This is a genomic window from Nonomuraea sp. NPDC003709 (assembly GCF_040610775.1).
Lineage (GTDB): Bacteria > Actinomycetota > Actinomycetes > Streptosporangiales > Streptosporangiaceae > Nonomuraea > Nonomuraea angiospora_A.
In genome coordinates this window covers 133,338-152,702 of record NZ_JBEXMW010000004.1, presented here as the reverse complement: position 1 = coordinate 152,702, position 19,365 = coordinate 133,338, and the positions used below count along the sequence as shown (strand labels likewise).

20 protein-coding genes are annotated in these 19,365 nt (G+C 70.7%); 11 read left to right on the top strand and 9 right to left on the bottom strand.

Translation table 11 applies throughout. The features are described from left to right. The first annotated feature begins 150 nt into the window (after positions 1 to 150). From ABZX61_RS13460 to ABZX61_RS13450, 3 genes are all read left to right on the top strand, one after another. Positions 151 to 1,488 (top strand): HAMP domain-containing sensor histidine kinase, encoded by a 1,338-nt coding sequence (locus ABZX61_RS13460; RefSeq protein WP_355194285.1) that lies wholly within the window; start codon positions 151 to 153, stop codon positions 1,486 to 1,488. Between the two features lie 82 nt (positions 1,489 to 1,570). Beyond that, on the top strand, positions 1,571 to 2,170 hold the full coding sequence (locus ABZX61_RS13455; protein WP_355194283.1) for a TetR family transcriptional regulator C-terminal domain-containing protein: 600 nt from the start codon (positions 1,571 to 1,573) through the stop codon (positions 2,168 to 2,170). Positions 2,171 to 2,233: 63 nt separating this feature from the next. Continuing rightward, complete coding sequence (locus ABZX61_RS13450) at positions 2,234 to 3,193, top strand: diiron oxygenase (RefSeq protein ID WP_355194281.1); 960 nt, start codon at positions 2,234 to 2,236, stop codon at positions 3,191 to 3,193. On the opposite strand, the gene ABZX61_RS13445 is transcribed toward ABZX61_RS13450, so the two are convergent. Then, on the bottom strand, positions 3,190 to 3,954 hold the full coding sequence (locus ABZX61_RS13445) for a class I SAM-dependent methyltransferase (RefSeq protein WP_355194279.1): 765 nt from the start codon (positions 3,952 to 3,954) through the stop codon (positions 3,190 to 3,192). The genes ABZX61_RS13450 and ABZX61_RS13445 overlap by 4 nt on opposite strands. Positions 3,955 to 4,005: 51 nt before the next feature. Between ABZX61_RS13445 and ABZX61_RS13440 the strand changes: the two genes are divergently transcribed. Together ABZX61_RS13440 and ABZX61_RS13435 are read left to right on the top strand one after the other, a co-directional pair. Continuing rightward, positions 4,006 to 4,635 (top strand): copper resistance CopC family protein, encoded by a 630-nt coding sequence (locus ABZX61_RS13440; RefSeq protein ID WP_355194277.1) that lies wholly within the window; start codon positions 4,006 to 4,008, stop codon positions 4,633 to 4,635. Continuing rightward, on the top strand, positions 4,632 to 5,663 hold the full coding sequence (locus tag ABZX61_RS13435; protein ID WP_355194275.1) for a CopD family protein: 1,032 nt from the start codon (positions 4,632 to 4,634) through the stop codon (positions 5,661 to 5,663). The genes ABZX61_RS13440 and ABZX61_RS13435 overlap by 4 nt, the downstream gene beginning before the upstream one ends. On the opposite strand, the gene ABZX61_RS13430 is transcribed toward ABZX61_RS13435, so the two are convergent. Both ABZX61_RS13430 and ABZX61_RS13425 read right to left on the bottom strand, forming a co-directional pair. Further along, positions 5,621 to 6,802 (bottom strand): hypothetical protein, encoded by a 1,182-nt coding sequence (locus ABZX61_RS13430; protein WP_355194273.1) that lies wholly within the window; start codon positions 6,800 to 6,802, stop codon positions 5,621 to 5,623. The two genes, ABZX61_RS13435 and ABZX61_RS13430, sit on opposite strands and share 43 nt — an antisense overlap. A 68-nt stretch (positions 6,803 to 6,870) precedes the next feature. Beyond that, positions 6,871 to 7,665 carry a class I SAM-dependent methyltransferase gene (locus ABZX61_RS13425; RefSeq protein ID WP_355194271.1) on the bottom strand — a complete coding sequence of 265 codons (795 nt, stop codon included), beginning with the start codon at positions 7,663 to 7,665 and terminating at the stop codon, positions 6,871 to 6,873. Positions 7,666 to 7,922: 257 nt separating this feature from the next. On the opposite strand from ABZX61_RS13425, the gene ABZX61_RS13420 reads away from it, so the two are divergent. The 3 genes from ABZX61_RS13420 to ABZX61_RS13410 are packed head-to-tail and all read left to right on the top strand — an operon-like array spanning position 7,923 to position 11,821. Then, positions 7,923 to 8,330: a PaaI family thioesterase gene (locus ABZX61_RS13420; RefSeq protein WP_355194269.1), complete on the top strand. Its 408-nt coding sequence runs from the start codon at positions 7,923 to 7,925 to the stop codon at positions 8,328 to 8,330. Between the two features lie 60 nt (positions 8,331 to 8,390). After that, positions 8,391 to 10,973, top strand: coding sequence for an alpha/beta fold hydrolase (locus ABZX61_RS13415; RefSeq protein WP_355194267.1), 2,583 nt, complete (start codon positions 8,391 to 8,393; stop codon positions 10,971 to 10,973). Further along, entirely contained in the window at positions 10,970 to 11,821 is an 852-nt protein-coding gene (locus tag ABZX61_RS13410; RefSeq protein WP_192786611.1) for an ABC transporter permease subunit, read from the top strand. Before ABZX61_RS13415 ends, ABZX61_RS13410 begins: the two co-directional genes overlap by 4 nt. On the opposite strand, the gene glpK is transcribed toward ABZX61_RS13410, so the two are convergent. The 5 genes from glpK to ABZX61_RS13385 form a co-directional block, all read right to left on the bottom strand. Beyond that, positions 11,818 to 13,326: a glycerol kinase GlpK gene (gene glpK / locus ABZX61_RS13405; RefSeq protein WP_355194265.1), complete on the bottom strand. Its 1,509-nt coding sequence runs from the start codon at positions 13,324 to 13,326 to the stop codon at positions 11,818 to 11,820. The two genes, ABZX61_RS13410 and glpK, sit on opposite strands and share 4 nt — an antisense overlap. Positions 13,327 to 13,350: 24 nt before the next feature. Continuing rightward, positions 13,351 to 14,160: an MIP/aquaporin family protein gene (locus ABZX61_RS13400; protein WP_350722987.1), complete on the bottom strand. Its 810-nt coding sequence runs from the start codon at positions 14,158 to 14,160 to the stop codon at positions 13,351 to 13,353. Between the two features lie 126 nt (positions 14,161 to 14,286). Continuing rightward, positions 14,287 to 14,751 carry a GNAT family N-acetyltransferase gene (locus ABZX61_RS13395; protein WP_355194263.1) on the bottom strand — a complete coding sequence of 155 codons (465 nt, stop codon included), beginning with the start codon at positions 14,749 to 14,751 and terminating at the stop codon, positions 14,287 to 14,289. Between the two features lie 8 nt (positions 14,752 to 14,759). Further along, positions 14,760 to 15,293: a chloramphenicol phosphotransferase CPT gene (gene cpt, locus ABZX61_RS13390; protein WP_355194261.1), complete on the bottom strand. Its 534-nt coding sequence runs from the start codon at positions 15,291 to 15,293 to the stop codon at positions 14,760 to 14,762. 79 nt (positions 15,294 to 15,372) lie between these two features. Then, positions 15,373 to 15,846 (bottom strand): MarR family winged helix-turn-helix transcriptional regulator, encoded by a 474-nt coding sequence (locus ABZX61_RS13385; protein WP_350722992.1) that lies wholly within the window; start codon positions 15,844 to 15,846, stop codon positions 15,373 to 15,375. Between the two features lie 105 nt (positions 15,847 to 15,951). Between ABZX61_RS13385 and ABZX61_RS13380 the strand changes: the two genes are divergently transcribed. Together ABZX61_RS13380 and ABZX61_RS13375 are read left to right on the top strand one after the other, a co-directional pair. Beyond that, positions 15,952 to 16,794: an NAD(P)H-binding protein gene (locus ABZX61_RS13380; RefSeq protein WP_355194259.1), complete on the top strand. Its 843-nt coding sequence runs from the start codon at positions 15,952 to 15,954 to the stop codon at positions 16,792 to 16,794. Positions 16,795 to 16,864: 70 nt separating this feature from the next. Next, positions 16,865 to 18,226 (top strand): MFS transporter, encoded by a 1,362-nt coding sequence (locus ABZX61_RS13375; protein ID WP_355194257.1) that lies wholly within the window; start codon positions 16,865 to 16,867, stop codon positions 18,224 to 18,226. A gap of 120 nt (positions 18,227 to 18,346) precedes the next feature. Here ABZX61_RS13375 and ABZX61_RS13370 read toward each other — a convergent pair whose 3' ends face one another. After that, positions 18,347 to 18,991 carry a helix-turn-helix domain-containing protein gene (locus ABZX61_RS13370; RefSeq protein WP_355194255.1) on the bottom strand — a complete coding sequence of 215 codons (645 nt, stop codon included), beginning with the start codon at positions 18,989 to 18,991 and terminating at the stop codon, positions 18,347 to 18,349. 60 nt (positions 18,992 to 19,051) lie between these two features. Between ABZX61_RS13370 and ABZX61_RS13365 the strand changes: the two genes are divergently transcribed. Continuing rightward, positions 19,052 to 19,342 carry an antibiotic biosynthesis monooxygenase gene (locus ABZX61_RS13365; RefSeq protein ID WP_355194253.1) on the top strand — a complete coding sequence of 97 codons (291 nt, stop codon included), beginning with the start codon at positions 19,052 to 19,054 and terminating at the stop codon, positions 19,340 to 19,342. Positions 19,343 to 19,365: the final 23 nt, after the last annotated feature.

The window sequence follows — 19,365 nt, the reverse complement described above, 5'->3', positions numbered from 1 at the left end:
TTGGCATCAGTGCTCACTTACTCTAGTCAGACGACCGGATGCCGCATAGAGCACTGTTCTGCAGGTCTTTTAGCGTGATTTGTCACTGAATCTCCGTTAATTGGATGCAGGGGCACGTACTGTGATCATCTGGTCACGGGGGGATTGGGTGTGATCGAACGGCTGGGCCGGTCCATTCGCGCGCGCCTGGCGCTGTTCGCCAGCGTCGCCATGGCATTGCTGTGCCTGGCGGCCGGCTCGTTCTTCCTGTGGGTGGGGCACAACACCGCCGTCGACATCCGCACGAGGGAGGTGACCACCGCGGCGCTGCACGTGGGCCACGACATCCAGCGCTATCACCGGCACTCCCTGACCAACTTCGATCTGAAGGGCATCCAGGTCATCGACCCGACCGGTCGCGTGATGGCCTCGACGCCGAACTTGGAGGGCAAGCCACGCCTGACCACCATCGTGCCCGGCCCGAGCAGCCCCAGCCGTACCGACCTGCTGTGCGAGCTGCCCGAGCTCGGCGACGAGTGCCACATCACGGCCGCCGTCCGGGTCTACGATGAGGCCGGCGACTGGTTCGTCTACGCCTACGACTCCACGGTGCCCTGGTACATCCACCCCTCCGTGATCGCCGCGCTGATCGTGCTGACCGTGCTGCTGGTCGCGATCACCTGGTTCGGCGTGTCCAAGGTGGTGGCCAGGACGCTCGCGCCGGTGAACCAGATCACCCGGCGGCTGACCGACATCAACTACGGCGACGAGATCATGCGCGTGCCCGTGCCGGAGAAGGCCGAGGAGATCAAGGCGCTCGCGGATGCCGCCAACTTCATGCTCGCGCGGCTGGAGGGCGCGATGGAGCAGCAGCGCCGGTTCGCCTCCGACGCCTCGCACGACCTGCGCAGCCCGATCACCGCCATGCGCGCCGAGCTCGAGGCGGCGATGCTCGCACCCGAGGAGACCGACTGGTGCGAGACCGGCGGCAAGCTGATGGCCAGCCTCGACCGGCTGCAGAACATCGTCGCCGACCTGCTGACGCTGGCCAAGCTCGAAGCGGGCGCCCCGTCGCGGCTCGAGTCCGTCGACCTGGCCGAACTGGTCGCCGCCGAGACCACCAGGCCGCGGTCGAAGAAGATCGTCACCGCGCTGCAGCCCGGCGTGGTCGTCACGGGCAACCGGCTCAAGCTGGCCCGCCTCCTGACGAACCTGCTGGACAACGCCGAACGGCACGCCGAGAGCACGATCATCGTGACCCTGCGCCGGAACGAGCAGGCCCTGCTCGAAGTGCTCGACGACGGCGCGGGCATCGCGCCGGACCAGCGCGAGGTGGTCTTCAGGCGGTTCACCCGGCTGGACGCCTCGCGCAGCCGCGACGCCGGCGGCACCGGACTGGGCCTGCCCATCGCCCGCGAGATCGCCCAGGCCCACAACGGCACCCTCACGATCGAGGACTCCGACATCGGCGCGCGCTTCGTGCTGCGATTGCCGATACGAAAGGAGTGAATGTGGGTATGAGAAATTTTCCGCCCCTTGATGGATCTCTGGGCGCACACGATTACTATGCATCGGAGGTGAGTTACTCGCTGTGACTTCAGGGTTCAGCCGATTACGGCGCGAGGATTTACTGAAGACGGCCTGCGAGGTCATCGCGGAGCGCGGGTTCGGGCATACCCGGACCATTGACATCGCCAGGGCCGCCGGGGTGAGTCAGGCGCTGCTGTTCTACCACTTCGAGACCAAGGATCGGCTGTTCGCGCAGGCCTTCACCTACGCCGCCCGCCAGCATCTCCACTCGCTCGAACACATCGAGGAGTCCACGGGCACGCCGCTCGAACGGCTGCGCACCCTGCTCAGGCTCTCCTCCCCGGCGATCCCCACCGAGGGATGGCGGCTGTGGATCGACGCGTGGTCCGAGGCGATGCGCAACCCGGAGCTGGAGGAGATCTCGCGCCGCCTCGACTCCCGGGGCCGGCTGGTCATGCGCGCGATCATCGAGGCGGGCGTGTCGTGCGGCGAGTTCAAGTGCGACGACCCCGACGCTTCCACGTGGCGGATTCTCGCGCTCGTGGACGGGCTCGCGATCCAGACGCACGCGCATCCCAAGGTGCTGACCAGGCGCAAGGTGAACACGCTGATCCGTACGGCCGCCGCGGCCGAGCTCGGGCTCTCTGCGGAAACCCTGTGACCCTCCCCTCTTCCGACGCTATTGGATGCTCCGTACAATTAGCGGCGAGGAGAGGAGCACGTGATGGCATCCGCACCGAGCTCTGCCGCCGCCCGCGAACGCGACGAGCAGGTCGCCAGCAGGAGCGCCTACCGAGCGGTCATCGAACGGCTCTCGAAGGCGTCGGTCGACAAGCACTGGGAGCCGTACCGGGACATCCCGTGGGATGACCCGGAGTTCGCCGTGGATCCGGCGGACCCCCGCTGGGAGCTGCCGGAGGTCGACAAACTGGGCGGCCACCCGTGGTACCGCAGCCGCCCGCCCGAGGTGCGGGCGGCGATCGGGCTGTGGCGGGTGGCCACCGCGATGAAGGTCGGGCTGCAGTTCGAGAACCTGCTCAAGCGCGGGCTGCTCAACTACGCCTACCGGCTGCCGAACGGGTCACCGGAGTTCCGGTACGTCTACCACGAGACCATCGAAGAGGGACATCACGGGATGATGTTCCAGGAGTTCGTGAACCGCACCGGCTTACCGATCCGCGGGATGCCCGGGCCGCTGTCGCTGATCGCTCAGGTGGCGCCGTGGATCCCGCTGATCTCGACGGAGCTGTTCTTCGTGTTCGTGCTCGGCGGCGAGGATCCGATCGACCACGTGCAGCGCAAGGTGCTGAAGGACGAGCGGGCGCATCATCCGCTGGAAGAGACGATCATGCGGATCCACATCGCGGAGGAGGCCAGGCACATCTCCTTCGCCCGGCACTACCTGCGCAACCGGGTGCCCCGGATGCCCGCGTACCGGCGGCTCCTGCTCGGGGTCATCTCCCCCGTCATCCTGGGCGTGATGGCCCGGATCATGCTGGCGCCCCCGGGGCCGATGATCCGGCGCTTCCGCATCCCGGCCCACGTGGTCGCCGACATCTACCTGCGCAATCCCGCCGCCAAGCAGGAGATCCGCGACTCGGTGGGCAGGACGCGGGAGCTGTGCACGGAGATCGGCCTGATCAACCCGGTCACCCGGCGGATCTGGCGGGCGATGGGCATCTAGCCGGTCGGCCGCCGGGCGATCAGCACCTCGGTGACCTCGGTGTGCTCCCATGTCCCGGAGGGGTCGAGGTCGTGCAGCGCCTTCCTGGCCGCCTCCTTGAACGGCTCCAGCCGGTCGCCGAGGCGGGCCGGGGAGCTGTAGGAGTAGGACAGCTGCAGGCCGATCACGGCGTCCACGTCGTACGTCAGGCGGTGCTCGTACATGGCGGACTCCAGGTCGCTGAACGGCGTGGTGACCAGCACGTCGTGGGGGTGCTCGCCGCTGACCTGGAAGGAGCCGGTGGCCGTGAACGTGTTCGCGTCGAACTCCTCGCGCACCCGGCGCATCGTCGGCTCCCAGGGCTCCTCCTGGGGCTCGCGGCCCGGGCCGAGGAGGGCCACGGCCCCGCCGGGCGGCAGCAGTTCGTCCAGATCGGCCAGCACCGCGCGGCGGTCCATCCAGTGGAACGACCTGCCCATGACGATGTGACCGAACGCCGGGAGCTCGCGCAGCCTCGTCGAGTCGCCGCGCAGCCACCGGATGTTCCGCACCTCCGCCGCCAGCCCTCTGCCCGTCTCCAGCATCTCCTCGTCGGGATCGACGGCCAGGACCTCGCGCACGGCGGGCGCCAGCGGGATCGCCACCGTGCCGGGACCGCAGCCGAGATCGAGCACGGTGCCGTCCGGGCCGAACGTCCTCGCCAGGTGCTCGATCGCCTGATCCCCGTGGTCGGGCCGGTACTTCGCGTAGTAGGGGGCCGTGCCGGCAAACAGGTCTGTCATGGATGGGACCATATACGGGTTCGTTTCGTCGTTGCTGGAAGGTTTTGATCTTTGAGGCGGCTACTCACGGTCCTGCTGCTCGCCTTCGCCGCCGCCGGGATCGCCCCTCCCGCGGCACAGGCGCACAACGTGCTCCTCAGCAGCGACCCCAAGGACGGTGCCACGTTGCCGGCCGCGCCCGCGCGGGTGACGCTGGTGTTCGACCAGGCGGTGCGGCAGGGCTACGCGCAGGTGGGCGTGACGGGCCCGGACGGGTCCTCGTGGGCGGACGGGTCCGCGGAGGTCGCCGCGGAGCGGGTGTCGGTACGCGTCAAGCCGCTGCCGTCCGGGGGCGCGTACACGGTGGGCTACCGGATCCTGTCCGCCGACGGCCACCCGGTCACCGGCAAGATCACCTTCACCCTCGCGGCCGGGGCCGGGACCGGCGGCCCGGCCCAGAACACGGGCCAGGGCGCCACCGGGCAGGCGCCGCAGGACGCGAGTGCGCAGGCCGCCGAGGCGGCCGCCAACGGCGGCGCGGGCATGGCCGTGGTGTGGATCGTGGGCGCGCTGCTGCTGCTCGCCGCCGGCACGGCGGTGGCACTGCGCCGTCCCCGCCCGGCCGCGCCCGCCCCGGGCTCCGCCGGAGAGGCCCAGCCGAATGCCGGGCCCGATGCCGCCGGCGAGGAGGCCCGGGCATGACCGTCACCGCGCCTCCCCTCCCCCGGCAGCGGGTCGGCGGCCGGCTGGTGGCCGGGGCGTTCGGCGTCTGCGCGGTCGTCGCCGCGGTGGCGGCGAGCACGTTCACCGCCCAGGAGGCCGTCCCCGGCATCCCCATGCCCGGCCCGCTGGTGTCCTTCGGGCTGCCCGTCGTGCGGGTGCTGCTCGACCTGGCCGCCGTCGCCGTGGTCGGGCTGAGCCTGCTGCCCAAGCTGCTCGGCTTCGACGCCCCCGAGCGGACCGAGCCCGTCATGCTCAGGGTGCGGCCGCTGGCCGTGCTGGCCGCCTGGGCGTGGGCGATCTGCGCGCTGCTCACCATCGTGTTCCAGACGGCCGAGCTCAATCCCGGCAGCGTGCCCACGTTCGGGATGATCGCCGGCTACGTCGAGACCGTCGGCACCGGTCAGGGGCTGCTGTTCAGCGCGGCGTGCGCGCTGGCGGCGGCCGGCATCGGGCTCATGGCGGTGCGGTTCGGCGAGAAGGTGCCGGCCGAGCTGCGGGTGATCGTGGCGCTGTTCGGGCTGCTGCCCATCCCCGTCACCGGGCACGCCGTCAACTCGGTCTGGCACGACCCCATCATGGTCTCGATGGAGATCCACGTGATGGGCGCTGCGGCGTGGGCGGGCGGGCTGGCGGCCACGGCCGTGTTCGTGGCGCCGCACCGGGAACTGCTGGCCGTGGTGCTGCCCAGGTTCTCCAGGATCGCCACGGTGTGCCTGCTCCTGGTGGGGCTGTCAGGGCTGGTCAACGGGCTCGGCACGATGGCCCTCACCCCCGGTGTGACACTGCCCGACGCCCTGCTGACCAGCCACTACGGCGTGCTGGTGGTGATCAAGACGGTCCTGGTGGCGGCGCTGGTGCCGCTGGCCGCCCACATCCGCTTCCGCCTGATGCCCGCCATCCGCGCAGGCCGGGCCACCGCCCTGGTGGGCTGGGCGGCGGCCGAGGTGGGCGTGATGGGGCTGGCCTACGGCGTGGCGGTGGCGATCACCCGGGCCTCGATCGGCTGAGACCCGCGCCGCCTGGCGGCCAGCCACTCGACCGCCAGCCAGACGACCAGCAGGCCGAGCCCCGCCCAGACGGCCGACGACGTGGCCGGTGGAGGCGCTCCGAGCAGCCCCTTCTGGCCCGTGATCGCGCTGTACACGCCGCCCATGATCGCGCTCTGCGCCACCAGCGCGCCGTAGGCCGCGGCCGTGACGCCGACGCTCCCGAGCACGGCCCGTACGTACGGCATGCGCACCAGGAACGCGAGGTCCACCACCAGCCCCGCCACGACCAGGAAGAACGGCACCGCCGACGGTGGGAACCCGGTGAAGGTCAGCAGCGGCCAGAGCAGCGTGCGGACCCCCACGTAGGCGCCCGCCACCAGCGTCGCGGCCCCGAACCTGCCGATCAGCAGCCTGGCCACCACCAGCACCGACAGGCCGACGACCACCGCGTAGACCGGATAGAGGAAGTCGGGGACGGGCAGCGAGAACGCGACCATCATCGGCCGGTCCACCGGCCGCCCCATCTGGTCGGCCGCGAACTGGAGCAGGATCTGCTCGGCGTAGGTCGCGTGGTTGTCCCAGGCGCCGATCGACAGGATGCCGTACTCCTGGTGCTGCTCGGGGAAGTGCACGTTCTCCAGGAAGAACGCGAAGAACGCGCCCAGCACGACGGTCCGCTCCTGCCCCGGCGGCGCCCCCATGAACCAGCCGCGGAGCACGCCCGCGATCATGAAAAACGTTCCAAGATAGAGCATGATGTGCGACGGGCTCCACGAGGTGATGTCGAGCCCGTTGACCCGGTGGTTGATCAGGTCGAGCGGGACCGCGACCAGGAAGATCCCGGTGCCCCACTGGATCAGCCGCAGCGCCGCCTTGTCCACGCCGTAGCCGGTGTAGCCATGGATGATGGTCAGCGCGACGGCGATGGCCGTGCCGGCGGAGTTGAGCAGGTGGGGCGGGGCGAGGTCGTCCCGCAGCCACTTGAAGTGCCATGAAACGTCCCACGCCGAGCCGAGCAGCTTGAGCGTGAACGCCACCAGCCAGCCGAAATAGAGCACCCTGAACAGATCCTGCGGCGTCTCACGCCCCGCCTGGCCCCTGGTCCAGTACGGCAGGGCCCACTCGGCGGCCCTCTTGAGAGATGCTGGAGACTTCACGGGAGTGAATCTTACGGTTCCCTGCGTTGAGCTGTTGCTGGGGTAATGCCAGGCAATGTCTTGGCAGGTCAGGCTACCGCCGAGGCCCGCAGGGTGTACAGGAGCGGGATCCTGGGGGCGCCCTCCGGGAGCCGGAAGCCCTCCTGGCCGTCGACCAGCGTGCCGAAGCGGCGGAAGTACGTGCGGTCGTGCTCGCGCAGGAACTCGACCCGCAGGCCCGCCGCCGCGACCGCGCTGACGACCTCGCCGAGGCCGTGCTGGAACTGCACGGAGGTCTGGTGCTCCAGGATTTCGCTGCCGGTGTAGGTGTGCGGGTACTCCCAGACGTGGGGGCCTCGGTCGAAGTAGTCGGTGGTGACGGTGGTGCCCGTCTCGTCGTCCATGGTGTCGGCGAACGGATGGAATTCGGCGAGATAGAGGAATCCGCCCGGCTTGAGCAGCGCGGCGACCGTCCGCGCCCAGTTCTCGAGGTCCGCCAGCCACACCAGCGCGCCGAGGCCGGTGTAGACGATGTCGTACGTGGCCCCGCCGAGCGCCTCGACCGCGTCGTAGACGTCGGCGGTGACGAACTCCGCCGGGATGCCGCATTCGGCGGCGATGGCCCTGGCCTGCTCGATGGCGGCCGCGGAGAAGTCGAGTCCGGTCACCTCGGCGCCGAGCCTGGCCCAGGCCAGGGTGTCCAGGCCGAAGTGGCACTGCAGGTGCAGCAGGCGGCGGCCGGTCACGTCGCCGACCTCGTCCCGTTCGAACGACCGCAGCGGGCTCCGGCCCGCCTTGAAGCCCTCGACGTCGTAGAAGTCGCTGGCGACGTGGATGGGGACCCGGCCGTCCCAGTTGGCCCTGTTGACGTCCACATAGTCCATGGGGGGCAGCGTAGGCGAGCCCTTGATCGCGGCGCCGCTGGTTTTCGGTGGGCCGGGGCCGGTCAGGGGCGCCTTCTCGTCAGCCGTACCGGGAGGTGCTTGAGGCCGTTCTGAAAGTTGGACGTCAGCCGTCGCGGGCTGCCCTCCAGCCCACCCCCGCGCTCGTCGGTCGTGGCTCCGCCCTGTACCGGCACCCTGACACGACGCAAGCGATCGATCCAGGAGCGGCGCGGCGCTCCGGCGGGCATCATGAGCGCGTGACTCCAGCAGACGCAGAGGCGATCCTCCAGGGATACTTCGCCCCCTGGATCCAGCGGCTCGGGTTGCGCGTGGAGGAGGTGGGCGAGCGCCACGCCGTCGTACGGCTCCCGTGGTCCGACGACCTGGCCCGGGAGGGCGGCGGGCTGTGCGGCCAGGCGATGATGGCGGCAGCCGACACCGCCACCGTCATCGCCATCTCCTCGGCGCGCGGCGGGTTCGTGCCGATGACCACGGTGCAGCAGTCGACGACGTTCCAGCGGCCGGTGCTGGGCAAGGACGTCCTGATCGACGTCCGCATCACGAAACTGGGCCGCACCCTGGCCTTCTCCGACGTCACCCTCACGGCCGCGGGCAGCGCCGAGACCGCCGCCCACGCGACGACCGTCTACGCCATCCTGGCCTGATCCCGCAGCTCAGGCCTTGATCTCAGGGATCTCTCAGGTGCGGAAAGTAGGCTCACGGTCATGAAGCGTGTGGCCGCGCTGGTAGCGGCGCTCGCCCTCATCGGGGTGACGACGTGGCTCGTGTGGCCGTCGGCTCCTGGGGTGCGGGGCCAGGACCAGACAATCAGCGTCGTCGACGGACCCGGCGACGACCAACGGGTGGAGCTCGATACGACCTTCTTCCCGCCGCCCGACGGCGGGAAGGCTCCAGCCGTACTGATCGGGCACGGCTTCGGCGGCAGCAAGCAGAGCGTGCGGGACCAGGCCGTCCGGATCGCCCAGCAGGGCTACGCCGTGCTGACCTGGTCGGCGCGCGGGTTCGGGCGCTCGACCGGCGAGATCGCGCTCAACTCGCCCGACTACGAGGTCAAGGACGTCAAGCAGCTGATCGACTGGCTGGCCAAGCGGCCGGAGGTCCAGCTCGACGCGGCGAACGACCCGCGCGTGGGCATCGCGGGCGGCTCGTACGGCGGCGCCATCTCCCTGATGACAGCCGCCTACGACCACCGGGTCGACGCCATCGTCCCCCAGATCACCTGGGCCGACCTGGCCGACGCGCTCTTCCCCAACGCCGCCGCGCAGGGCGCCGGCCCCGCCGCCATCGGCCAGGACGCCGCGCACGGGGTCTTCAAGCGCATGTGGGCCGGCATCTTCTTCGGCCAGGGCGTCTCGCTGGACAGCTTCGCGGGGCGGGGCGAGCGGCAGGCCGCCGCCGGCCCGCTGACGCCCGAGCAGGCGCGGTGCGGCAGGTTCCTGCCCGCGATCTGCGACGTCTACCAGCAGGTCGCCAAGGACGGCAAGGCCACGCCGGAGGCCGTCGCCCTGCTGCGCAGGTCGAGCCCGATCACCGTGGCCGGCCAGATCAAGGCGCCGACCCTGCTCATCCAGGGCCAGCGCGACTCGCTCTTCCCGCTCGGCCACGCCGACGCCAACGCCAAGGCGATCGCCGCCGCCGGCACGCCGGTGAGCCTGGCCTGGTTCGACGGCGGGCACGACGGCGGCAACGGCGAGGCGGACTGGGTGTTCGAGCAGTCCACGGCCTGGTTCGCCCGCTACCTGAAGGGTGACGAGTCCGCCCCGGCGGTGAGCGCGTTCACGGTGACGCGCGACGGCGGCCGCGACCCCGGCACCCGCCAGCGCATCCGCCTGCACCCGGAGGCCGCCTCCTACCCCGGCCTGACCGGCACCGACACCACCACGGTCCAGCTGAACGGCCCCGCCCAGAACATCGTCAACCCGCCGGGCGGCGCGCCCGCCTCCATCTCGACGGTGCCCGGCATCGGCGGCCTGCTGGGCGGCGGCCAGGCCGGCATCGGCGTGTCCATCGACATGCCGGGCCAGAGCGCCGCGTTCGAGTCCCGTCCGCTCACCGCCCCGCTCCAGCTCACCGGCAGTTCCACGGTCAGGGTCAAGGTGTCGGGCAAGGGCGAGGCGACGCTGTTCGCCAAGCTGTACGACGTGGCCGACGGCACCCAGCCGCCCGCCCTGCCCGCCGGGCTGGTGGCGCCGGTCCGGGTGACGATCCCGGAGGGCGCGGGCAGCGCGGAGGTCACCGTCACCCTGCCCGCCGTGGATTACCGCTTCGCCGCAGGCCACCGGCTCCGGCTGGTCCTGACCACGACGGACATGGGCTTCGCGACCGCCGCCGAGCCGGCTTCGTACCAGGTGTCCCTGGCCTCCCCCGCGCTCGCCGCGCCGACGGTGCGCACGCTCGCCGCTCCGCCGACCGGGGTGGCGTGGTGGGTGTGGGCGATGCCGCTGGCCGCCGTGGTCGTCGCCGCCGTGCTGCTGGCGACGGGACGCACCGCGTCCCGCCGCCGGACCGCAACCGGCGCCCCGGAGAACGGGCCGCATGGTGACAAGGACGTGCCGCTGGAGATCAGCGGACTGACCAAGGCGTACCGGAACGGCGAGCTGGCCGTGGACGGGCTGTCGTTCCGCGTCGAGCGGGGCCAGGTCCTGGGCCTGCTCGGGCCGAACGGCGCGGGCAAGACGACCACGATGCGCATGATGATGGGCCTCATCCAGCCGGACGGCGGCGAGATCCGGATCTTCGGTGACCGCGTCACACCCGGGGCGCCCGTGCTGTCCAGGCTCGGGTCGTTCGTCGAGGGGCCGGGGTTCCTGCCGCACCTGTCCGGGCGGGACAACATCGAGCTGTACTGGGCCGCCACCGGGCGGCCCGCCGCCGACGCGCACTTCGACGAGGCGCTGGAGATCGCCGGCCTGGGCAAGGCCCTGGACCGGGCCGTCCGCACGTACTCGCAGGGCATGCGCCAGCGGCTCGCCATCGCCCAGGCCATGCTCGGGCTTCCTGACCTGCTGGTGCTCGACGAGCCCACGAACGGTCTCGACCCGCCCCAGATCCGGGAGATGCGCGAGGTGCTCAAGCGCTACGCGCAGGACGGCCGTACCGTGATCGTCTCCAGCCACATGCTGGCCGAGGTCGAACAGACCTGCAGCCACGTCGTGGTCATGCACCGGGGCCGCCTGGTCTCGACCGGGCCGGTGTCGCTGCTGCTCACCTCGGCCACCGTCCCCTCCAACGGGCACGGGCCGCGCCTGGAAGACGTGTTCCTCGACCTCATCGGAGACAAGTCATGACCGTCGCCGCGCCGGGCTACGCGCCCCGTCGCACGCTGCCGCTGCGCGTGGAGATCGTCAGGCAGTTCAAGCGGCGGCGCACGCTGGTCATGTTCGGGCTGCTGCTGGCGCTGCCGTGGATCCTGGTGATCGCGTTCCAGTTCGGGCCGCAGCCGAGCGGGCAGGGGCAGTCGTCGCTGCGCATCTCCGACCTGGCGACGGCGAGCGGCCTGAACTTCGCCGCCTTCGCCCTGTCTGTGTCGGCCAGCTTCCTGCTGGTGGTGGCGGTCGCGCTGTTCTGCGGCGACACTGTCGCCAGCGAGGCCAACTGGTCGTCGCTGCGCTACCTGCTGGCCGCGCCGGTCCCCCGCGACCGGCTGCTGCGCCAGAAGCTGATCGTGGCGCTGGGCTACTCGGCGGCGGCGGTGATCTGCCTGCCGCTGATGGCGCTGCTCGCGGGCACGCTGGCGTTCGGCTGGAACGACATCCAGGTGCCCGGCACGGGCGAGACGATCCCGGCCCTGGACGTGCTGCCGCGCTTCGGCATCGTGATCGGGTACGCGCTGGTCAGCCAGCTGGTGGTGGCCGCGCTCGCGTTCCTCGTCTCCACCATGACCGACTCCCCGCTCGGCGCGGTCGGCGGGGCGGTCGGGCTCTGGATCGTCTGCAACATCCTCCAGGCGGTGGAGGCGCTGGGCTCGCTGCGCGAGTTCCTGCCCACGTTCTGGAACAACGCCTGGCTCGACGCGCTGATGCCGGAGCTGGACTGGAGCGGCATGGCGAAGGGGGCGTCGGTGTCGGTCACGTACGCGGCCCTCCTGATCGCGCTCGCGTTCCGGCGCTTCCGGCGTAAGGACGTCGTGAGCTAGACCCAGTCGAACGACCTGGTCACGGCCTTCTTCCAGCCCGCGTACGCCTCCTCCCGCCGCTCCTCGCTCCACCGGGGCTCCCAGCGGCGGTCCTCCGCCCAGTGCGCCCGCAGCTCCGAGATGTCCTTCCAGTATCCGGAGGCGAGCCCGGCGGCGTACGCGGCCCCGAGCGCGGTGGTCTCCGACACGACCGGGCGGCTGACCGGGACGCCGAGGATGTCGGACTGGAGCTGCATGCACAGGTCGTTCATGGTGATGCCGCCGTCCACCTTGAGCACGTCCAGGACCACCCCGGAGTCCTGCTGCATCGCCTCCACGACGTCGCGGCTCTGGTAGCAGATCGCCTCCAGAGCGGCCCTGGCGAGGTGGGCGTCGGTGTTGAAGCGCGACAGGCCGACGATCACGCCGCGGGCGTCGGCGCGCCAGTAGGGGGCGAACAGCCCGGAGAACGCCGGCACGAAGTACATCCCCCCGGAGTCCTCCACCTGCCGGGCCAGGGCCTCGCTCTGCTCCGCGGAGGTGATGACGTGGAGCTGGTCGCGCAGCCACTGCACCGCCGAGCCGGTCACCGCGATGGATCCCTCCAGCGCGAACACGGCCGGCTGGTCCCCGAACTTGTAGGCAGGCGTCGTGAGCAGCCCGCTGCGCGAGCGCACGCGGTCGGTGCCGGTGTTGAGCAGCAGGAAGTTGCCGGTGCCGTAGGTGTTCTTGGCCTCGCCGGGCGCGAAGCAGGCCTGGCCGACGGTGGCCGCCTGCTGGTCCCCCAGGATCGCGCTGATCGGCACCTCCCCGCCGAGCGGCCCGTACGGGAGCGTGGTCCCGTACATCGCGGGGTCGGCCGACGGCCGGATCTCGGGCAGCATCCGGCGCGGGATCCCGAAGAACGACAGCAGCTCGTCGTCCCAGTCGAGCGTCTCCAGGTCCATCAGCATCGTCCGGCTGGCGTTGGTCACGTCGGTGATGTGCACGCCGCCCTTGACGCCGCCGGTGAGGTTCCACAGGGTCCAGGTGTCGGTGTTGCCGAAGACGGCCTCGCCCCGCTCCGCGTCCGCGCGGACGCCCTCCACGTTCTCCAGGATCCACTGGATCTTGCCGCCGGAGAAGTACGCCTCCGGCCGCAGGCCCGTCCTGTCGCGGATGACCTCCCCGCGCCCGTCCCGCTCCAGCGCGGCGGCGATCCGGTCGGTACGGGTGTCCTGCCACACGATCGCGTTGTAGTACGGGCGGCCGGTCCGCCGGTTCCAGACGACCGTGGTCTCGCGCTGGTTCGTGACGCCCAAGGCCGCCAGATCCTTGGCGTGCAGCCCGGCACGCTGGATCGTCGTCTGGATCACGGCCGCCGTCACGGTCCAGATCTCTATCGGGTTGTGCTCGACCCAGCCCGCCTTCGGCAGGATCTGCTCGTGTTCGAGCTGGTATTTGGCGACCTCGGCGCCGTCATGATCGAAGACCATGAATCGGGTGCTGGTGGTGCCCTGGTCGACGGCTCCCACGAACTCGGGCATGTCTTTCTCCTCTGCAAGATTCCGTCAGATCTCCACCGGCTGCACGATCCCGCGCTCCTCGCTCGGCGGCAGGAACCGGGCGATGCCCGCCTGGTAGAGGCCGGCGCCGATGAGACCGCCGATCAGCGGGGCGACGATCGGCACCCAGAAGTACAGATCGCCGTACTGATCTCGCCAGGCGGTGGAGTAGCCGGTGAGGTAGCTCGCCAGGCGCGGCCCGAAGTCGCGCGCGGGGTTGATCGCGTAGCCGGCGTCGGTGCCGAAGGACATGCCGATCCCCACGATGAGCAGGCCGACGACGACGGGCCCGAGGTTCGCGCTGGGGGCCATGTTGGCGACGTCGGACACGGCGAAGATGACGAAGAGCAGGATGGCGGTGCCGATGATCTGGTCGCGGAACCCGCCCCACATGTCCACCGGCAGCACCCCGTTGCCGGGCAGGGTCGAGAAGACGCCCTGGGTCTTGATCGTGTGCCCGGGGTCCACCATGGTCAGCACCTCGGTGTAGTTCCAGCGCACGATGAGCGCCGCGATGAAGGCCCCGGCCGTCTGCGCCAGCGCGTACGGCAGGACCTTGCCCCAGGCGAAGCCGCGGAAGACCGCGAACGCCAGCGTGACCGCCGGGTTGAGGTGCGCGCCCGTGGTCCGGCCCGCGACGTAGACGCCCAGCGTGACACCGATGCCCCACGCCCAGGCGATGCTGTCGTGGTCGCCGAGCTTGCCCGCGACCACCTGGGCGACCACGCCGACGCCGAACAGAATGAGCACCATCGTGCCGGCGAACTCGGCGATCAGCTCACCGGTCAGCCCTATCCGGTCGCGACGTCCGGCCACCGCTCCTCCTTGCGCATGAGATCGTCGTGTGCCATTCCCGATTTCGGGACATGCATACGGTACGCACGCTATGCGTCACGCAAAGTGACATCAGAGGCTGTTCGCGGTCACCGATCCCTGGAGCGCCTACAGATCAGAGATGCTTCGCCTGAAGGTCACCAGGGCGGTTCCCGGGCCGTTGTAGCCGGGGACGGGCTCGCCGACCTCGAACCCCATGCGCCGGTGGAACGCCATGGACGTCTGGTTGACGGACGCGGTGATGGCCTTCACGACGCGGCGGTCGTGGCGGCGGGCCAGATCGAAGAAGCGTTCGTACATGGCGCGGGCCACGCCGCCCGTCCTGGCCTCCGGGGAGACGCCGACGAAGTGGATGTACGCCTCGTCGGGCTCGGACGGGGAGATGAAGCCGATCAGGAACCCCGCCATGCCCGCCGGGCCCTCCGCGATCAGGCTCGTGCGGTGGAAGTGGTCGAGGAAGAGCCTGGGCAGGGAGGGCAGGACCGGCCGGCCCCACCACTCGTCGACGACGGCGGCTATGGGGTCGTAGTCGGCGGGGGTGGCGGGGCGCAGCTCGTACGCGGGGGACGTCATGGGCTCCGTCACCTGACCCGCGCGGCGATGGTCCGCGCGCACTCCAGGGATTCGGCACGCGTGGTGTCCACCTCCAGGTCATAGGCCACGCCCTGGTGGACCACCTCCGCCTGCAACTCCGCCATCCCCCGGACCCGGTCTCCCCGGGCGATCTCCCGGCCCGCGGCGACCGCGCTCTCGCACTTGACGCCGACCCACAGCACGTCCAGCCCGGCAAGAGCCTTCTGCCACCGCTCCTGGGAGGCGGCTCCGCCGAGGAAGACGTCATCGATGATGACCCGGGCGCCCGCACGGACCATCGCGGCGACCCCTTCCGCCCACGCCCGGTCGAGCATCATGAACTGCGGCCCGACACTGACCCCGCCGTCCGGAGCGAACTCGATGCCCGCGTCCGATCCCTGCATGGACGCCGGCATCGCCTCGACCAGCGTATCGACCCCGAGGGCGAGCCACGGATCCGGCAGGACCGCCTGCAGACACCGGACGATCCCGGACTTGCCCGAGCTGGAGCCGCCGTTCAACACGATCACCTGAGTAGTCACCGGCCCACGATAGGGGTGCTCCCCACCAGGCCCAAAGGCATTTTCGGGCAGAGGGCCGCCCGGACCCGGGCCCCGATGCCTACCTGCTCGTGCGGTCGCGGAGCTGGGCCAGGGAATCGACGTACTTGAGCATCAGCCGGGCGAACTCGAGCCGGTCGCCCTCGTTCCACTCGGCGGTGATGTACTCGAACGCCTCGCGCTGGTGGCGGCGGAAGCGCTCCATGAGCTCCACCCCCGCCGGACTCAGCTCCAGCACGGTGCGCCGGCCGTCCTGCTGGGAAGCGGTGCGGATCAGGTAGCCCGCCTTGATGTTGTCGCTCACCATGCGACTGCCGACCGAGGGGTCCACTGCCAGCAGCTCCGCTATCGCGCCGACGGTCACCTCCTTGCCCTGACCGGTGGTGTGCTCCAGGACCAGGTTCAGCACGAGCGTCCTGCTCAGATCCTTGGCCGAGATGGCGTTCTCGACCTCCAGCAGCGAGGTGCGGCGCAACTTGGAGAAGGCCGGTCCCACGGCGTTGAGCAGGTCCTCGGCTGTCGCTGTCTCATCCATGCCCTCATCGTATCTCTGTGCAACCAGCAAGACATGTGTTGACACGAATTTATGTGCATGCAAGCATGCATGTGTCTTCGCGCACCAACTACCTCAGGAGTCACCATGACCATCCTCATCACCGGCGCCCGCGGCAAGGTCGGCCAGGCCGTCATCCACCGCCTGGTCACCGCGGGCCTGCCCACCCGCGCCGGCAGCGCCGACCCCACCGGACTGACCGCCCCGACCGGCGTCGAGATCGCCGAGCTCAAGCTCGACCAGCCCGGCACCTTCCCCGCCGCGCTGGACGGCGTCCGCCAGGTCTTCCTCTACCCCGAGCCCGCCGGTGTCGACGCCTTCGTCAAGACCGCCCAGGCCGTCGGCGTCGAGCACGTCGTGCTGCTGTCGTCCTCCTCCGTCACGGCCCCCGGCGCCGAGACCGACCCGCTGGCCTCCCACAGCCTCCAGGTCGAACGCGCCCTGACCGCCTCCGGCCTGACCTGCACCTTCCTGCGTCCGGACGCCTTCGCCAGCAACGCCCTCGGCTGGTCCTACCTCATCGGCCAGAACCAGCCGATCCAGCTCGCCTACCCCGACGCGCACATAGCGCCCATCCACTCCGACGACCTCGCCGACCTCGCCGTGGCCGCCCTGACCGGCGACGCGCTCACCGGCCGTCAGATCACCCTCACCGGGCCGCAGTCGCTCACCTTCCGCGAGCAACTGGTCATCCTGTCCGGCGCGATCGGCCGCGACATCCCCCTCCTGCAGATCACCCGCGCCGAGGCCGAGCAGCAGATGACCCGGTGGATGTCCGCCCCCTACGCCGGCTCGCTGCTGGATCTGTGGGCCGCCGCCACCGCCGGTCCCGCCCCGATCGCCGAGACCACCCAGACGCTCCTCGGCACTCCCGCCCGCACCTTCGCCCAGTGGGCCGCGGAGAACGTCGCCGCCTTCGACGCCCGATGAGCGCCATCTGTCCACGCCCCGCCCTGCTCGGGCCGGGGCTCATCCCCCTTCACCCTCATAGGAAGTCCTCATGCGCACCCCTGTGGCCCCCGCGCCCGCATTCACCTCCGCGCGCCGGCGCTGGGCCGTCCTCGCCGTCGTGCTGTTCGCCGCCATCCTCGACCTGCTGGATTCGACCATCACCAACATCGCCGCCCCCGCCATCGCCGCCGACCTGAACGGCGGACAGGCTCTCATCCAGTGGCTCGGCGCCGCCTACGCCCTGGCCATGGGAGTGCTGCTGGTGGTCGGCGGACGGCTCGGCGACAAGTACGGCCGGCGCCGCCTGTTCCTGATCGGCATCACCGGCTTCACTCTGGCCTCCATCGCCTGCGGCCTGGCCTTCGACCCGACCTCCATGGTGGCGTTCCGGCTGCTCCAAGGAGCGTTCGGCGCCCTGCTCATCCCGCAGGGCTTCGGCATCCTCGGCGCCGTCTTCCCTCGCGACCAGATCGGCACGGCCTTCGGCGTCTTCGCCCCCGCCCTGGGCCTGTCCGCCATCGGCGGCCCCATCCTCGCCGGCTTCCTCATCGACGCCGACCTGCTCGGCCTCGGCTGGCGTGCCATGTTCCTCATCAACATCGCCCTCGGCGGCCTGGCGATCGGCTGTGCCGTACGGCTGCTGCCCCCGGATCCCGGCGACCGTGCCGTCACCGTCGACGGACCCGGCTCAGCCCTGCTCGCCGTCACCATGCTCGCCCTGCTGTACGGCCTGATCGACGGCTCCAGTCACGGCTGGGGCCTGCCACCGGTCATCTGCCTGGGCGCCGGGCTGGTGTCCTTCGCCCTGTTCTGCCGCCGCCAGCGCACCGCGCCTCAGCCGCTCATCAAACCCTCGCTGCTGACCAACCGCGGCTTCACCTCCGGGCTGATCCTCGGCCTGGCCTTCAACGCCGCCGTCGCCGGCCTGCTGCTGGTGCTCTCCCTTCACCTGCAGAACGACCTCGGCCGCACCCCCACCGGAGCCTCCCTCGGGCTGGCGCCCGTCGCCGCCGGCATCGTGGTCGCCTCGATCACCGCGCACCGGTTCATCGCCCGGCTGGGCCGCAGGCTCATCCTCATCGGCCTGCTGCTCACCCTGACCGGCGTCCTGATACTCCTCACCGGCATCGCGCTCATCCTGCCGGTGTTCGTGATCGGCCTGGGTCTGGGCACCTGCTTCGGCACCGTCTACCAGATCACTCTCGGCGACGTCGACCCGGCCGAGTCCGGCAGCGCCAGCGGCTCGCTGTCGGCCACCCAGCAACTGGCCAACAGCCTCGGCGCCGCCGCCCTCACCACCGTCTACTTCCACGCCGGCCCGACGGTCAGCCTCGGCGTGGTGGCGGCCCTTCTGCTGGCCTCCTGCGTCCTGGTACGGCTGCTGCCACACCACGCCCAACCCCACCACTGACTCTGCCGAGGACGGTGTGACCCGGCATGGGGCGCACCGCTTCGGGGAGTGCGCGGCACACCTGTGCGAGGCGGTCTACATCGCCCTGACCCGCGAGGACGTGGGCGACGGGACGGAGGATCACCCGTTCCCGCCCATGGTGCAGAGCTGGGCGCGGAGGGTCTCGCCGACCCACTGCTCCCAGCGCTCGCGCGTCCAGCCGCGCTCGCGCACGAACAGCAGGTACAGCTCGGGGCTGAGCAGGCCGTACAGCAGGTCGGCGGCCTCCTCCACCGACACCTCGGCCCGCGCCCCGGGTTTGCCGGCAAGCGCCCTGGCCGCGCCCTGTTGGACGACGTGCCGGGGATCGACGTCGTGCGGCCACAGCGCGGCAACCTCGGGGTCGCTCGCGACCGCCGCCTCCAGGACCCGGCCGATCGGCGCGACGCGTTCCAGGACCGAGGTCGTGCCGGCGACGTAGGCGCGCAGCATGTCCTGGGCGGTGCCGGCGGCCAGCGCCGCCACGTACCACGGCCGGTCCATCGTGGCCACCGGCTCGTCATCGCCCGCGATCGTGACGTCGACCAGCTCCTTGAGCAGGGCGCGCTTGTTGCCGAAGACGAAGTAGATCGTCTGCACCGCGACCCCGGCCTTCTCGGCGACGTCCTGCAGGTTTGTCGCGCCATATCCCTCCTGCACGAACAACTCCGATGCTGCCGCGAGGATGCGCCGGCGCGTCTCCTTCGCCTTCTCAGCCCGCTTGTTCGTCCGCTTGACATCGCTCATGGCTAGAGTCTATCTCTAGATTCAGCAACTAGAAGTCAACTCTAGAGAGCAGGTACAGCCATGACGGTCATCAGCGTCACCCGCTTCCAGGCCGATCCCGCGGACGCCGAGCAGGTTCAGGCCCGGCACGCCGCCCTGGTCACCGCCATCAGAGCCACTCAGCCCGGCCTCACCGAAGCGCGCCTCGGCCGGCTGAACGACGAGACGTGGGTCGGCGTCTGGCGCTGGGATTCGGCCGCCAGCCTGCAGGCCGCCCGCCAGGCCGCGCCCGGCACCCCCGCTGCCGTCGCGGCGTTCGCGGTCGCCCGCGACGTCATGGCGGAGGACATCGAGGTTCTGGCCGAGCTCTGACCGCCTGCCCCGGCCCCCGGCCC